We start from the raw sequence: 15,663 nt of genomic DNA on the forward strand, positions 1-15,663 counted from the left end.
ACCCCCCGTGAATACATCAATCGTGTGAAAACGTATAATAACGAAAAAAGGAAGCCAACAATGGACTCGACTTCTACTCCTTCTGCTGCTGAACCAGGCAGTCAAATTACGCCATCTCAATTGCAATTCACTGGCAATGCCAAAGAGTATTTTGGGATCTGGATTGTCAATATCTTACTGACGTTGCTGACCTTGGGTATTTACTCGGCCTGGGCAACGGTGCGTACCAAGCAATATTTTTACGGCCATACTGTACTGGACGGACATCGCTTTGATTATCTGGCCACGCCGATTCAGATCCTAAAAGGCCGTTTGCTCGCCGTCGGCCTGTTTGTTATCTACAGTGTGGTATCTGGCTATTTGCCACTTGTAGGCGCGCTGTTAGCGCTGGCTTTGGCACTGTTGGTACCCTGGATGATCAATCAGGGTTTGAAGTTTAGCATGCGTATGACCCGTTATCGCAATATTCGCTTTGCGTTCAAAGGCAACTATGGCGAAGCAATGGTGAATTTTGTGGTACTGCCATTTTTCAGTATTTTCACGCTATATTTGTTGCTGCCCTGGGTTCTAAAGCGCATAGACGCGTATATCCACAGTAACATTCGCTATGGTGACAAGCCAGTCCGTGTGCAATTAGAGGGCAAAGCATACTATAAAGCTGCATTATTGGTGGTACTGCTGGGCATACTTGTGATGATGATTCTGGGTGTTGTATTGAGCTTGGTAGCAGGTGTTAGCATGAATCCAGGCGACATTGGATCGAGTCAGGTTGTCCTGGTGTTGATTGTTCCTGCGTATTTGTTTGTGATTTCCGCATTACAAGGTATTTATCAGGCGCAGATCCGTAACCATATTCTGAACAACGCACAGATTGAGGATGTAGCTGAATTTAAATCGAATTTGGTGCCGCAGCGCTATGCACTTATTCTGGCAACCAACGCTGCTGCGATTGTACTGACCGCCGGTCTGGCCTTCCCTTGGGCTAAAGTGCGTAAAGTTAAGGCACTGGCCGCGGCCACTCAGGTTGTGTTACTACCTGGTGCTGATCTGGTGTTGGATGATGCGCAGCAGGCTGATTCTTCTTTTGCTGAGGAAGCTGCGAATGTATTTGACGTTGATATTTCGCTGACCTGATGGTTAAAGGATATTTTTATCTGCCTAACAGCAGCCGGGTTCAGGAAGCCTATGCCCGCCTCGGTGATGAGCACATTGCTGTTTATGCGGAGGATGAGTGCGTGTTTGAAAGCACACTAACAGCGGTTAATGTAGCCGCTCATCTGCCAGGGCAGGCCAGTGAGCTGACTTTTGCTGATGGCGCACGCTTTGTACCCCATGATGTTGCCTACCGCTGGCCATTTCAGCAACGCAAAAGTGCGTTGCTGGCGCGCCTGGAAAGTAACCTGGCGCTGATCTTATGTGCGCTTGTTGCTACGCCTATACTACTTTATGCCTTGTTATTTAAACTGGTCCCAGGCATTGCTGTGACAGCCGTACAGACCATGCCTGATGCGGTTGTAGAGCAAATGGGCCAGCAATCTATGGTGCTTATTGAGCGCACTGTACTGTCGCCCAGTGAACTGTCAGCGCAAGAGCAGCACGCTGTTTTTACTTTGTGGCACGACACCGTTGCTCAGCTTGGCCTGCCTGCAGAGAGATACCGTATTGATGTGTATCGTTCAGATCATTTTGGCGCTAATGCTTTTGCTTTGCCCCATGGTCAGGTCGTGGTAACCGATGAACTGGCGCGACGCCTGGCCGACCACCCTGACGCGCTCAGAGCGATTTTATTGCACGAAATCGGTCATGTAGAGCGTATGCACAGTGTGCGCCTGGCATCCCAGGCTGCCGTTGCCAGTATTGCGATTGCGATGCTGGTGGGGGATATGGACATAGTTGCTGAGGTGGTGCTTGGGTCAGGCAGTGCTTTGCTGGATCTGCAGTTCTCACAAAATATGGAATGGGAAGCTGACAACTATGCCTTGATGCAACTTGAGCGCCTGGGCTGCAGCGGGGAAGACTTTGCACAGGCACTGGAGTCATTAGTGCCGCTTGACGAAGAGCAATCGCAAAGCTGGTTAAAATACCTATCTACCCACCCCAGTTTGCAAGAGCGTATTGAACATGCCAGAAACCACACTACACCCTGATAGTCTGGTTAGATATAGGTCCCTGGCGAAGAGGGGGTAATATTTACTTTGGCAGCATGTGTGCTTGTTGCTGTGTTCTCAAAGGCCTCAATGAGGCCTTTTCTTTTTCTGGCCCTGAATTGATTTGAGTTTCTTATCGCACCAAAACCCCAGACTTTTAAAGGATGTTTTTTGATCTCCTGTAACTCGTTATTATTGTTTTGATAATTGCGGTTTTTGCGTGGTTATTACTTCATTATACTGGCTTTTTGTTATTTCTAGGTTAACATTTATTCATGCCTTCCTGTATACTAAAGTACACTGTGCGTAATTTGTGTGCTGGGGAGGCAAATGAAGTTTTTGGTGTTGTTATTGCTTGTTGTGGCGCAATGTGCAAAAGCCTACAATCCTTTGGTTGTTGATATCATCAGCAGTGAAAATTTTTCTCAGCGTTATCAAGCATTTCTACAAGGGCGCTCGGTGCATGATGTCACTGACTTTCGCCCAACCACACAGGGCTCTCATATCGAGATTATCGAAATGGTGTTATTGCAACAAGCGCTGTTTCTTGGCGGAGAAACCCGTGAGGTGGTTTTTAATCCCAAGCCTTCAGTCAATATTCTTGAATTCACAGACATGGTTGCGGGGGAAAGTCTTATGTTGGCACGTACCGTTTGGCATGAAGATGTCATTAATTACCGTGGCTCTGTATATGTCAGTGATCCAGTAGTGAAATTTGGAGAGTACGAAGCCGGTATATATGTGGCAAAGCGCAATCAAGCGCTGCATCAGACCACACAAGATGGACTGGAACAGCTAACACTGGTGGCCAATCCTCGCTGGCGGGTAGACTGGCGCGCCCTGACAAATAGCAACATGAATCTGGTGAGCTTCATTGGTCCCTGGGAAAGTATGCTGAACATGGTGGAAACTGATATCGTCGATGGCATGCTGGTCAATTTCAGTGTCAGTGATTCTTTGCAATTGGTGTTTGAAGGTCGAGATTACGTGCCCATAAAAGGGGTAAAAATGGTGCTGCCTGATTCACGTCACTTTATTGTCAGTAAACGTCACCCCGAAGGGGCACAGATTTTTGCGGCGCTGAACCGGGGCCTGAAAGAGCTCAGGCGTCGGGGGACGATCCGTAAAGCGTTGACAGAATCTGGGTTTATTAATCGTAAGGTACAAGACTGGGCCGTTATTAATCGTGCGATGCTGCCCCAGGAGTCTAGGCCATGATCCGGCTCGGCGCGACTTTACATTGGTTGCTATCTTTGTTGTTCAGCGTGTCTGTTACCGCCACTGAGCTTGCTTCGCCCGAGCAGCTGGAAAAATCACTGGCCGAGTTGAATGAAACACTCAAAAGTGATTTCGACTTGTCGATGCTACCTGAACTCAGAGCGTTGCGGCGTGATGCACAGGCGATTGATGCGTTGGAAATTGTCGCACACACTTTATTACTGGAGGGACAGCTCCGTCAGCAACACGGAGACTATCAGCAAAGCTTGGTTTTACATAATGATGCATTACAGCTGGCTGTAGAGCGTCAGGATCTGGCGCTGATGGCACAAAGCCGATTAGCCATTGCTAGGTTAGAAATGGACCTTGAGCGCTATGACTACGCACAACGTTCACTGGATGATGTGCATCAGTTGATTGATCAGCTGTATAACAAAGCTCAAACAACGCCTTATGTGGCTCTACAATTACTTTTGGCACACAGGTTATGGCAAGGCTACCTGTATGTCTTGCTGGGTAGTTATCATCAGGCCGTTGCGGCCCTGCATACTGAAAAGCTGGTGGTAACCGACACGCCGGAACTCCTTGATAAACTGCTATTGGTCAGGGCTTGGGCATTGCTAAAACTGGGTCATTATCAGCAGGCACAACCTATCCTTAATCAGGTTGCTCAAAGTAACATTCTCATTCGCAATCAGCGCATGCGGATCCGGTTTAACTTGCTGCAATCCATGGCCTGGTTGCAGGCCGGAGCGTTTCAAAAAACACTTGATACGGCGATGCCTGCATTAATGGAAACTTTTACAACCCGATTTTTAGAAGAGCAGGCTGATTTGCAGTTTGTGTTGTCCAATGCTTACGTCCAGCTGGGCGACTACCAGCAGGCGCATTTATATCTGAAGCGTTATGCTTTGAGCAAAGATGCACTTAACTTTCAAAAGCGCAACAATAAGTTGTTGCAATTGGAGTCGCAGTACGCGCTGGCTACACAAAAACAGCAGCTGAGTTTGCTGGAAAAAGACAATGCGATACAGGCACAGGAGATTTTCCGTCACCAACAAATTTTGGAAAATACGCGCCTGGCGCAGCAGCGTGGCGCATTGTTGCTCATCCTGGCGTTGGCATTGCTGGGGTTCTTATATTGGCGTTGGCAGAACAAGCGATATTTATCTTTACTGGAAGAGCAAGTGAAGCAAAGAACGGCTGAGCTTGATGAGCGAAATCGTCGGCTACAGGCGCTCAGTTATTCAGACAGCCTGACAGGTTTGCACAACCGACATTACTTTTTTAGCGCGGCAGACAAATTACTCGTGCAATCCCAGGATGTGTCGCAGAGCACGATTTTTTTCCTGATCGACATCGACCATTTTAAACAGGTCAATGATAGCTATGGTCATGCAGCTGGCGATGCGGTGTTACAGCAATTTGCTGAGGTGGTCAGGAGTCAGCTTAGGGCACAGGATGAGTTGGTACGTTGGGGGGGCGAAGAGTTTTTGCTGGTGATGCCTCAGACTGATATGACAACAGCACAGCAGGTTGTTGAAAGGCTCCACAATGCTGTGGCGCAGTATGTGTTTAGTCACGATGAACAACTGTTGAGCTGTACTTGCTCCATTGGATTTGCAGCGTACCCTTTACGTCTGGCTGATGCACAGCTTGCGAGCTGGGAGCAGGTGCTGGAACTGGCTGATAATTGTCTGTATCGTGCAAAGAATGGCGGGCGCAATGCCTGGGTAGGGCTGAAATTACCCGCTCAGCCACTGGCTATGACCTTTGAGCAACTGCAGCAAAATATGGAAACGTTTACCGTCACCAGTACTCAGCTTGCGGGTTAGTGGTGGTATTTTTTATATTTTCCTAATGATAAAGTATTTAAATAATTAAACGGTTCAGTTTAAAACGCTCCGGCTTGGTCTATGCTGATTAGATTAAGGAAATGTGGAAGGTTTGCACGTGAGACTGAACTTGCCCGACAATGCGAGAATACTGATCGTCGATGATGATCCCAGTAGCATACTGATCATCAAGAAAGCCGTGAGTGACTTAGGTGAGGTGTTCTCCACCTCTGAAGCCAGCTATGCTTTGATGCTGATCAAAGAGATTCAACCCCATGTGATTTTGCTTGATATCGACATGGGTGAGTACAATGGCGTGGATATTTGCCGCACACTGAAGAGTGACCCTCAAACAGCCCACTACACAATTGTTTTTATTACTGCAAGTCGTGACCCCGATACAGAATTCAAATCTCTGACTGAAGGCGGTGCTGACTATATTTCGAAACCGATAGATCTGAAAACCTGTCGTATGCGGGTTTACAATCCGCTGGCGATCGTGGCTTATCAGGATGCACTGGAAAGTACCACAGAGTTATTACTGCGAGAGAAAGAGCTCTTTCAGGTGGCGCTCAACTCGATAGGTGATGCCGTTATCGCCACAGATAAAGCAGGCTGCGTAAGTTATATGAACCCGGTAGCGGAACGCTTGACTGGTATAGCGGCAAGTTATGCCCTGGGCTCACCAATAGAAGCAGTGATGGACTTACGTGACGCCACCACGCAGAGCGAATCAATCAACCCTGCCAGAAGAGCACTCACCGAAAAGCGCAACGTGGCAATGGCCTTGAACTGTCAATTACACAGCAAAGATGGCCAGATTTATCGTGTCGAAGATACTGCTTCACCTATTCGTGGTGAAGACGGGACGGTATTGGGGGCGGTGATGGTGTTTCATGATGTGAGCGAGTCGGTTGCGATGGCAGTGCAAATGAACTTTTTGACCAACAATGACCAGTTGACTGGCCTGCCAAATCGGGTACTCCTTCACGACAGGCTTCAACATGCAATAGCCAGTGCTCGGATATCGAATATGCACATAGCTGTCTTATTGATAGATATAGACCACTTTAAGTATATCAATGATGCACTGGGCCATCATCTGGGCGATGAACTGATTAAGAAGGTAGCGAAACGACTGGAGTCGGTGATTGATCCCAATGCGTCGCTGGCGCGGGTGGGGGAGATGAGTTCGTTTTACTTTTGGAAGAGGTTCGCTCTGCGAGTTATGTTTCGGTTGTTGCAAACAACCTGATCGCCAGTTTTAAAGAACCATTTCTGCTTGAACAAAAAGAGTATCAGGTTTCAGTCAGTATAGGCGTGAGTATGTCATTGATGGATGCCCACGAAGAAGCTGTGCTGATGCGCCATGCTGATGTCGCTATGTATCGGGCCAAAAACCAGGGTCGAAATACGGTGTGTTTTTTTTCTCAGGAGCTTGAAGCCGAGTTAATGAAACGCCATGAACTGGAGTTGTTGTTACGTGAAACGCTGGATGCAGACGCGTTAACGGTGTTTTTTCAGCCTCAGATTGCCATTGACTCCGGTCGCGTGTGTGGTTTTGAAGCCCTTGTGCGGCTCAAAGAAAAGTCAGGCGCACTGGTTGCGCCCCAGGAGTTTATTTCGCTGGCAGAAGAGCTGGGTCTAATCGACGAATTGGGTGAGCAGGTTTTGCAAAAAAGTTGTGCATTCGGACGTCGTTTGCTGGACCAGGGAGTGACGCTTAAAGTCAGTGTTAATGTGTCATCTCAACAACTGAAGCATGCTCTGTTTGTCGATCAGGTTGCAAGGTGCCTGGAGAAGCACAAGTTACCGAGTCGGCAGTTAGAGCTGGAAGTGACAGAAAGTGCGCTGGTTGAGAGTTTTGAACAAGTGCAATGCAAACTCGCGGAGCTGGCTGACATGGGGGTTACTATTGCCATTGATGATTTTGGAACGGGTTATTCCAGTTTATCCTATTTAAAAGTCTTCCCCCTGGATGTACTTAAAATCGACAAGTCATTTATACAAGATATGGGAACAGGCGAGCACCACCTTGGTATTGTACAGACAATAGTATTATTAGCGCGCTCCCTTGGCCTTAAGCTGGTGGCCGAGGGCGTAGAGACAGACTCTCAGGTGAGTGAACTCAAATCGCTGAAATGTGACGTGGCACAGGGCTATTTTTATGCCAGACCTATGGATAGCCAGAGCGCATTTAGTTATGCATTGTTGCATTCCCTCGGTAAAGACCAAGTTTAGGGAGGAGGGGGTATGTGGACGGTCTATCTGTGAGTGGAACTATCGCCAAGTGTCAGGGCTTTTCAGCTTTTCTTGAAAAAAAATGACTGTGGCCCTGTAATGCCAGTTGCATAGGCTATAGTTTGCATATGCATACCATTGTGCTGGGGTGGTTGCGGTCTTGCACTTGAGAGCCGCCAAAAACTCGTTTGATGGGTTAAAAGGTCATATATGATAGGGATTCTGTCTGTTAAAAAATAAGCAAACGGGCTGGTTTGCGGGCGCATTCAGCGTATGCTTGTTGTTGATGATAGTGTTGGCTTTGATTTTCTTCGAGCGCAAGCTGCAAAGTGAAGTGCAATTTGAAGTAGAAAACCAACTCAGGCAGAGTGCAGCACATATCGCTGAGCAATTCGAGCGCCGTTACCGGGCAGATTTAAGCTATTTGCACTTTCTAAAAGATACACCACCTTTTCCGGGTATTGCCCGTGCACTGAAAAATAATGGCGTTGATCCACAGGGTAATCAGCCCATTGAGCTGTGGAAGTCTCGCATTGCTACTATTTCTAGGTCTTTGATTTATAACAATGCTGAGCTATTGCAGTTACGTATTATCATGCCGGACGGTCGGGAGTTTGTCCGGGTTGATCGTCGCCGGGGCAAAGTAGAACAGATCCCCGAAGCGAAATTGCAGGACAAATAGCATAAAGATTATGTTCAGGAAACCCTGGACTTGTCTGAAGAAATGCACTTTGCATCGCGTATTTCCCTGAATTTCGAAAATAACAAAGTGCAACGACCATTTATCCCAGTTCTGCGTATTGCGATGCCTCTGTTTGATGCCGACAACGATCTGTTTGGCTTGTTGGTGCTCAATTCCAGTGCGAAGCAGTTAATCGAATTACTGGACAGTGACACAGGTGAGTATTACCTGACTGACCACCAGGGGCATTATATCTACGGCCCTGATACGGTGTTTCATTATACCCGGGATCTAGCCAGGCCACGTATGTTTGACGATGACTTCAAACTACTCAGTACTGCCAAGGGTCGTGTTGATGGGGTATATAAGCACGGCACAGATACCCTTCAGGTTGCCATACAGCAAGAGCTCAATAGTGGTTACCAGGGTCCCGGTCATGAAATGTTTATCACGGCAATTGCGCTTCCTCAACAGGCCTCAGCATTGCTAAATGAACGCCGTTTGTCGAGTTATATGCTGTTAGCCGTGGTGACTTTAGTGCTGCTGTTATTTATGGGTGGCATAGTTGTTTTCTATCGTAATCGTGAGCGCTATCAGGAAGATAAAGCCGTCTATGAATCGATTATTGACGGTGCTGACGAGCCGATTATTAGCTTTGACACACAGCTTAACGTACAGACGTATAACAGTGCGTCTTTATTGATATTTCCCAGCCTCGCGGCCAGTGAGCGACAGCACAATATTACCGATCTAATTGAACTGCCCATGGACCGTTTGCAGGGCGCTGTGTGTTATTTTAAGAGTGAGAGCGCCCCCAAGGATACTGACTGGTACGAGCGTTACGCCTTACAGGATGAAGTTCGGCATGTGAATTTTAAAGTTTCGCCGGTGCGAGGTCCCGATAACCAGCTGGTTGGGGTAACCTTGTTTGGCCGTGATACAACAAAAGAGAAACTCAGTGAACAGCAGGTAAAAAGTGCGAATGAAAGTTTGGAGCGGCAGGTTAAGGAACGCACCGGGGAGCTGGAGGCTGAAAAGGCCAAAGCGGTCAAAGCGTCTGCGGTTAAAAGCGCTTTTATCTCTACCATCAGCCATGAAATGCGCACCCCGCTCAATGGTATTCTGGGTACACTCAATTTGATCCGTCGTGAGCCGCTCACCAAAAATCAATTATCGTATCTGGAAATGACAGAAACCAGTTCTTCCACGCTGGCTTCTCTAATCAACGACATTCTTGACTTGTCTAAAATTGAAGCCGGTAAACTGGAGCTTGAACAAGAGCCGCTTAACCCTATTTCGGTGGTGGAGCATGTTGTGACATCCATTTCTTTGAAAGCGTACGAAAAGCAGCTCACTTTGGTGGTCGATGTTGCAGATATTGATTTTATTGAACTGGTAGGAGATGCAGGCCGGATCAAACAGGTTATCTTTAACCTGGTGAGCAATGCCATAAAATTCACCAGTAAGGGGTGTGTTTGTGTGCGGGCAGAGACGACAGAAGATGCAGGTAAAGTATATTTGACGGTGGCCGTAGAAGATACCGGGGTGGGGATTGATAAAAATAACCACCATAAGATTTTCTCTGCCTTTACCCAGGAAGACAGCGGTATCAGTGCAGAGTTTGGTGGCACGGGACTTGGCTTGTCAATTTGTAAAAACCTCTGTGAATTGATGGGGGGGCAAATTGGCTTTGAGTCGCATAAGAACATTGGCAGCAAGTTTTCATTTGCCTTACCATTTGCTTTGGATACGGCAAAGGCTAAACCTCATAGTAATCTGTTGGACGGATATCGGTTTGAGCTGCATGTGGATGACGGGCGGGAGCGTAATTTCCTTTCACATGTCATTACCAAGCACGGTGGCACTTTGGTGGAACGCAACGGTGAGTATCTGGTTGTGGATCATAATCATCCGCATATTGAAAACCTGATTGATACCGCGGCATATGCTCGCACTATCGTGTTGTACAGTGAGTTTTCCCAACAAAATATCGCTAGCGGATGTTTAGCGAAACTGGTTAAACCTATTCGCTTGGGTCATTTTCTGTCTGTATTTGATCAGAATGCGATTGAAAAAATGCTTAAAAACCAGCACCAGGTGCGTGTCCCCAACATACAGCATCATGCGCACAATGACCTCAGCGGTGCGACAGTGATGATTGTTGATGATAACCAAATTAACCGAGAAGTTGCCCGGGGGATCCTGCATGGTATCGATGCGGATGTGGTGACATATCAATCTGGTCATAAAGCCTTAAGTGCCTTACTTAACTTTGAAAAAAAACACCAGTCGGTATTTGCCGTTTTGATGGATTGTAATATGCCAACAATGGATGGGTATCAGGCAACGCGCTTAATCAGAGAAGGAAAAGGAGGTGAATCGTTTCGCCATATTCCGGTGATTGCAATGACGGCTAATGCGATGTCGGGGGAACGCGAACGTTGTCTGGCGGCAGGCATGGATGATTACGTGACCAAGCCCATACAGCCCAAACTGTTATTTGATGTATTGTCTAAGTTTATGTCATATCAAAAACTGGATGAACGTCAAACTCACAGTTTGTCTGACAATCACTCTTCGGAAGTGACAAAGGGCCTAGGTGCATCAAATCAAACAGAGTTGGTGTCGGATTTATCTGGCAAAGTACTTGATGTCAGCGGCACCATCGAACGATTGCAGGGTGACATTGAGTTATATCAGCAAATTTGCAGGTTATTTTATGACGCTGCGCCGGAGAAGTTATTGGCACTGAAAGAACACTGCGATGGGCTGGCCCATGCTCAGGTCAAACAGATCAGCCATGCATTGCGCGGGCAAAGTGGTGATATAGGTGCTCAAAGGCTAACCCAGTTACTGGCTAAGCTGGAAGAGAAGGCGGATCAGCAAGACGGCACGGATTATACTGTGTTGGTGGAGCGTATATCTGAAGAGTTTCAGGTGCTTGAACAGGCGCTCCAGAATGAGGTGTTTGAAACGTCGTCCGAGTCGAAGAGAAGCAACGAGAGTTAATGCGCAATGACACGATAGCAGGGAGTTGTCTGCATATGCAAATTACCAGACGGCAGGCCAGACTAAGGTGAGTGCTGTGATAAAACCCCCAGATGAATCACATAGAGGAAATAGACCTCTCTGGCAGCTTATTTGGCCTTTATTGCTTGTCGTAGGGTTGGGCGCCCTGGGTGGTTGGTACAGTCACCAATCTCATATGCAACGTATTGATGCTCGTATAAAAGGTGCCATGGCAGATGATCTGACCCGTCTTACTCAGGCTATGGAAGAGCGAATGGCACTGTATCGCTATGGATTGGCTGGGTTGCGCAGCGCCATTCAGACTGTGGGGGCGCAGCATTTTACTTACGATCACATGCAGCGCTATAAAAGTAGTCGTTATCACGAACGAGAGTTCCCGGGGGCACGGGGGTTTGGGTTTATTCGCTTTGTTCCGAATGAAAGCATAGCCGAGTTTGTTCAGAGCACACGGCAGCAGAGGTCTGATAAGCAATTTAGCATTAAACAAATAACGCCTCATGAACAAAGCCTGTATGTGATCCAGTTTATCGAGCCAGAATCGCGTAACAAAGAGGCAGTAGGCCTGGACATTGGCTCAGAAGTTATGCGTCGGATTGCGGCAACTGAAGCCGCCAAGCGCGCTGCGGTTACTTTAACTGCGCCAATCACCTTAGTACAGGCAAATCAAAAAGCGCAGCATGGCTTTTTGATTCTTATGCCAGTGTATACGCAAGATAGTATCCCTGAGAACTCCACGGAGCGTATGGCTCAACTGGTAGGCTGGAGTTACAGCCCGATCCTCATTGATGAAGTGCTGGGCTCACTGAAAGGGATTAATCGCAACCTGGTTCTCAACGTCATAGATATCGACCGTCAGAATAGCACTTTGTTCTTTAGCCACGGAGAGATGCAAGCAGAACTGAATCAATATCGAGTCCACAGTATCAGTCAGCTGTATGGCAGGACTTGGCGGCTCGAGCTCAGCCCCACCACGAATTACATTGAGGCACAGAGGTTGCCGAGTTCATACCGAGCGGTGCGAGAAGCCGTGATGATCACACTGGCATTAATGCTGGTGGTGTTTTGCGTGCAGCTGCTATTATTACGTGTTCACCAATCTAAAGCACATCAGCTGGATTTATCTGAAACACGGGAAAAAGCCCTGTCAGAGGCCAATGCGGTGCTGGAACAAAAGGTACTTGCCCGAACAGCTGAAATAGAACAAGTGGGGGTATTACAGCGCAGTATTTTAGCCAGTGCGACCTACGCAGTGATTGCAACCGATGTTCAAGGGATGATCACGGTTTTTAACCCCGCAGCGGAGAAGCTGTTGGGTTACAAAGCACAAGAGATGATAGGTAAGTGCACACCTGCTGTGTTTCATCTGGAACTGGAAGTGGCCCAGCGCGCTGAACAGTTAACGGCGGAACTGGGTTACCCGGTAGAGCCTGGTTTTGAAGCCTTTGTGGCGAAGGCGCGTCATGGCAAAAACGATGTGAACAACTGGACTTATGTCAAAAAGAGTATGCAATTAACGCCGGTACGCCTGAGTGTGTCGCGCCTTCAGGACAACCATGGTCAGTTGGTTGGCTTTTTGGGGGTTGCTTACGACCTGACTGAGCAGTTGGAGCATGAACAGGCGCTGGCGGAAGCAAAGCAAGTGGCCGAGCATGCAACGCGTGCCAAATCAGAATTTTTGGCTAATATGAGCCATGAGATACGCACCCCTATGAATGGCCTATATGGCACTTTACAGCTGTTGACTGAAGAAACAATGTCTGGCAGAGCCAGGGAGTATCTGGATAAAGCCACTTATTCGGCCAAGGCACTAATCACCATCATCAATGACATTCTGGACTTTTCTAAGATTGAGGCAGGAAAACTCTCCTTGGAAGTTCGGCCATTCAATTTGACGGAGTTAATTAACCATATTCAGGCAGACTTGCAGGCTGTGGCCGCTCAGAAAGGGATTTATTTAAGTACTGTTGAGCATTTTGATCATGCCTGTTGGGAGGAGGATGCCGTCAGGGTTCGACAAATACTCCTCAACTTAATTTCTAATGCAATTAAATTTACCCAAAAAGGGGGAGTGGACCTTGAGATTGAGGAGGTGCAGGGCGAGCCTGGTGTGGTGTTTAGTGTGCGCGATACAGGCGTGGGTATCGGTAAAGAAGCGTTAGGCCGATTGTTTCAGCGTTTTGAGCAGGCAGACAAGTCCACGACCCGTAAGTTCGGGGGAAGCGGCTTGGGACTATCCATCACGCATTCTCTGGTTGAACTGATGGAGGGGACCATTGAGGTGCAAAGTATGGAAAATGTGGGTAGTGTTTTTACGGTGTACCTGCCACTTGAGAAAAGTGCACAGGCCGAGCTGTCTGAGAGTGGGATCGCACTCCCTGATCTAACCGGCGTGCAGGTGTTAGTTGCAGAAGACAATGAAATTAACCAATTGGTGGTTCGTGCGTTGCTCAATAAATGTAATGCAGACATTACTATGGTATGGAACGGTCAAGAGGCTGTCGAGCAGGTAGCGCAGCAGTGCCCGGAGTTTGTATTGATGGATATTCAGATGCCTGTGATGGATGGCGTCGAGGCATGTAAACTCATAAAACAGCAGCACCCGGCATTGCCAGTGATAGCCTTGACTGCTAATGTGTTAACCGAAGACAGGCAAAAGTATCAGCATGCAGGTTTTGATGGCTATATCGCAAAACCAATAGAACAAAAAGCGCTTTGGCAGGTGATTTCAGCACATGCACCGCAACCCAATAGAATGTCGGGTCGGCTGAAATCTCTATAATGAGCTATGATAGTATTACCCTCGTTAATTAACTCAGGCTGTCAGACCTGTCTTAGTGTGGGTGTAGAGTGGCATAACCCTGGGTAAACGGGATGGAATTCGATGTTTGAAATTGTGCACAGTATCGAGAGTTGTACGGTATTGGTGGTGGATGATGCGAAAGCGATCCGCAAGTTGGTAAGTGCGATATTAAAGCCTGTTTGTCGCACGGTGAGCTTTGAAAGTGCAGAAATTGCCTTAAAAGTGTGCCACAAAATTAAACCTGACCTGATCATTATGGACATTAACCTGGAAGGCATGTCCGGCCTACAGGCTTGCAAAATGCTTAAATCACAACCTGACTTGGCTGATATCCCCTTGATTTTTATTACCTCAAGTCAGGAGCCCCAAGTGCAGGAAAAGTGCTGGGATGCAGGTGCCGTCGATTTCATAGAGAAGCCGTTAGTTGCCAGTACGCTGGTTAAACGGATCTCCACTCATCTGAAATACAAAGTACAGGCGGACATTCTTACTAACCAATCCTTCGTCGATGGCCTGACAGAGCTATATAACCGCCGTTTTTTCGATATTGAAATTGATCGCCTGTTGAAGGATAGCCTGCGCCGGCGAGTACCACTGGCATTACTGCTTATTGATATCGACTTCTTTAAAAAATTCAATGACAGTCAGGGGCACCTTGAAGGAGATAAAGCGTTGAAAGACGTGACCCGACAAGTGTCGTTGTGCACTCAGCGTCCGGTCGATGTGGTGTGTCGTTATGGCGGTGAAGAAATCGCCGTGTTACTGCCCGATACATCAGTACATAGCGCGCAGGAATTTGCCTCTAAGGTTGTGCAAAGTGTGGCAAAGCTCGCCATTGCTCATCCAACATCGCCCTATAACTTTGTCACTGTGAGTGTGGGTTTATCCTGCACGGGCAGTGCAAAAGCCACTACGCCGGCCAAGCTCATTGAGCAAGCTGATGCTGCTTTGTACAATGCCAAAGAATCTGGACGCAATCAGTATCAGGCCAGTATGGCTGTTCCCTCTTAATAATGCCCAGCGGGTTAGTGCTTCACTGTCTGGTGTATCTTGACAATAATCTGGTGCACAGTGCACGCGCTGCACTATCCAGTTTATCGCCAAAGAGCTCGAAGAAAGAGATGTTTTTACGTTTTATATAGCCAATGCACACCAGTAAGAGCAGCAACCATATTAGCTGGTTTTGCCAGGCATTCAGTGCCCACTGGCCTTGCCAGGTAAATCCGGTGTCGTTGAATGGGTAAAAGTACTGGATGGGCCATTGATAGCCATCTGGCCCTTTGGAACCAATTAAGTCGGTGAATAAATGCAAATGGATGGCGATAAACGACATCAGCCAAACGCACCCTCGCCGGGTACGTGCCAGCAATCCGGCACAGGTTGCAATACCTATCGCAAACAACAGGTTGTGGCCATAGATATGATGCCATTGTTGATAGTATCGGGTTGTCCCCGAGAGCCAGTCAATGAGCAGTCCTGCACCGTCCAGATCCGGGGTTAAGCCAGCGACAGTAATGAATATACGTTCACGTTTTGTAGTCAGTGTGCTGGCACCGCATAGCCAGCTCATCATAAGGTGTGCACTGGGTGTCATGAGGTCCTTTGAGCAATATGTTTGTCTGATTTTGATTTTGCGACCGTTCAAGCTGAGTGAAGCGGTGCGCTTCCTTTGTGGATGATCCCACCATACACCGTTAGATGTCTACTTAT

At 47.7% G+C, this 15,663-nt stretch carries 9 protein-coding genes and 2 pseudogenes; 10 read left to right on the top strand and 1 reads right to left on the bottom strand.

Going from position 1 to position 15,663, the window contains the following annotated elements; all coding sequences use genetic code 11:
- Nucleotides 1-60 precede the first annotated feature (60 nt).
- The 10 genes and pseudogenes from AT705_RS17945 to AT705_RS17985 all read left to right on the top strand — a co-directional run bounded on the left by AT705_RS17945 (nucleotide 61) and on the right by AT705_RS17985 (nucleotide 14,964).
- Nucleotides 61-1,134 carry a YjgN family protein gene (locus AT705_RS17945; RefSeq protein ID WP_058797629.1) on the top strand — a complete coding sequence of 358 codons (1,074 nt, stop codon included), beginning with the start codon at nucleotides 61-63 and terminating at the stop codon, nucleotides 1,132-1,134.
- Nucleotides 1,134-2,147 (top strand): M48 family metallopeptidase, encoded by a 1,014-nt coding sequence (locus AT705_RS17950; protein WP_058797630.1) that lies wholly within the window; start codon nucleotides 1,134-1,136, stop codon nucleotides 2,145-2,147. Before AT705_RS17945 ends, AT705_RS17950 begins: the two co-directional genes overlap by 1 nt.
- A gap of 330 nt (nucleotides 2,148-2,477) precedes the next feature.
- Nucleotides 2,478-3,365 carry a hypothetical protein gene (locus AT705_RS17955; RefSeq protein WP_058797631.1) on the top strand — a complete coding sequence of 296 codons (888 nt, stop codon included), beginning with the start codon at nucleotides 2,478-2,480 and terminating at the stop codon, nucleotides 3,363-3,365.
- Nucleotides 3,362-5,200: a GGDEF domain-containing protein gene (locus tag AT705_RS17960; protein WP_058797632.1), complete on the top strand. Its 1,839-nt coding sequence runs from the start codon at nucleotides 3,362-3,364 to the stop codon at nucleotides 5,198-5,200. The genes AT705_RS17955 and AT705_RS17960 overlap by 4 nt, the downstream gene beginning before the upstream one ends.
- A gap of 199 nt (nucleotides 5,201-5,399) precedes the next feature.
- Nucleotides 5,400-5,609: pseudogene (locus tag AT705_RS26095) on the top strand (response regulator); the annotation flags it as partial.
- A 128-nt stretch (nucleotides 5,610-5,737) separates the two neighbouring features.
- Nucleotides 5,738-7,438 (top strand): annotated as a pseudogene (locus tag AT705_RS26100) (diguanylate cyclase domain-containing protein); the annotation flags it as partial.
- 295 nt (nucleotides 7,439-7,733) lie between these two features.
- Nucleotides 7,734-8,123, top strand: coding sequence for a hypothetical protein (locus AT705_RS17970; protein WP_157576850.1), 390 nt, complete (start codon nucleotides 7,734-7,736; stop codon nucleotides 8,121-8,123).
- A 30-nt stretch (nucleotides 8,124-8,153) separates the two neighbouring features.
- Nucleotides 8,154-11,132 (top strand): ATP-binding protein, encoded by a 2,979-nt coding sequence (locus AT705_RS17975; protein ID WP_157576852.1) that lies wholly within the window; start codon nucleotides 8,154-8,156, stop codon nucleotides 11,130-11,132.
- A 76-nt stretch (nucleotides 11,133-11,208) separates the two neighbouring features.
- Nucleotides 11,209-13,932 (top strand): CHASE domain-containing protein, encoded by a 2,724-nt coding sequence (locus AT705_RS17980; protein ID WP_237113747.1) that lies wholly within the window; start codon nucleotides 11,209-11,211, stop codon nucleotides 13,930-13,932.
- 102 nt (nucleotides 13,933-14,034) lie between these two features.
- Nucleotides 14,035-14,964: a diguanylate cyclase gene (locus tag AT705_RS17985; protein WP_058797635.1), complete on the top strand. Its 930-nt coding sequence runs from the start codon at nucleotides 14,035-14,037 to the stop codon at nucleotides 14,962-14,964.
- Nucleotides 14,965-14,986: 22 nt separating this feature from the next.
- Here AT705_RS17985 and AT705_RS17990 read toward each other — a convergent pair whose 3' ends face one another.
- Nucleotides 14,987-15,547 (bottom strand): metal-dependent hydrolase, encoded by a 561-nt coding sequence (locus tag AT705_RS17990; RefSeq protein WP_058797636.1) that lies wholly within the window; start codon nucleotides 15,545-15,547, stop codon nucleotides 14,987-14,989.
- Between the last annotated feature and the right edge of the window lie 116 nt (nucleotides 15,548-15,663).

The organism is Pseudoalteromonas rubra, from assembly GCF_001482385.1.
In the GTDB taxonomy this organism is placed as follows: domain Bacteria; phylum Pseudomonadota; class Gammaproteobacteria; order Enterobacterales; family Alteromonadaceae; genus Pseudoalteromonas; species Pseudoalteromonas ardens.

What these genes read in the sequence shown, in the direction of transcription:
- AT705_RS17990 (WP_058797636.1), bottom strand. Translation starts at nt 15,547, where the DNA reads ATGACACCCAGTGCACACCTTATGATGAGCTGGCTATGCGGTGCCAGC.
- AT705_RS17950 (WP_058797630.1), top strand. Translation starts at nt 1,134, where the DNA reads ATGGTTAAAGGATATTTTTATCTGCCTAACAGCAGCCGGGTTCAGGAA.
- AT705_RS17945 (WP_058797629.1), top strand. Translation starts at nt 61, where the DNA reads ATGGACTCGACTTCTACTCCTTCTGCTGCTGAACCAGGCAGTCAAATT.
- AT705_RS17985 (WP_058797635.1), top strand. Translation starts at nt 14,035, where the DNA reads ATGTTTGAAATTGTGCACAGTATCGAGAGTTGTACGGTATTGGTGGTG.
- AT705_RS17955 (WP_058797631.1), top strand. Translation starts at nt 2,478, where the DNA reads ATGAAGTTTTTGGTGTTGTTATTGCTTGTTGTGGCGCAATGTGCAAAA.
- AT705_RS17960 (WP_058797632.1), top strand. Translation starts at nt 3,362, where the DNA reads ATGATCCGGCTCGGCGCGACTTTACATTGGTTGCTATCTTTGTTGTTC.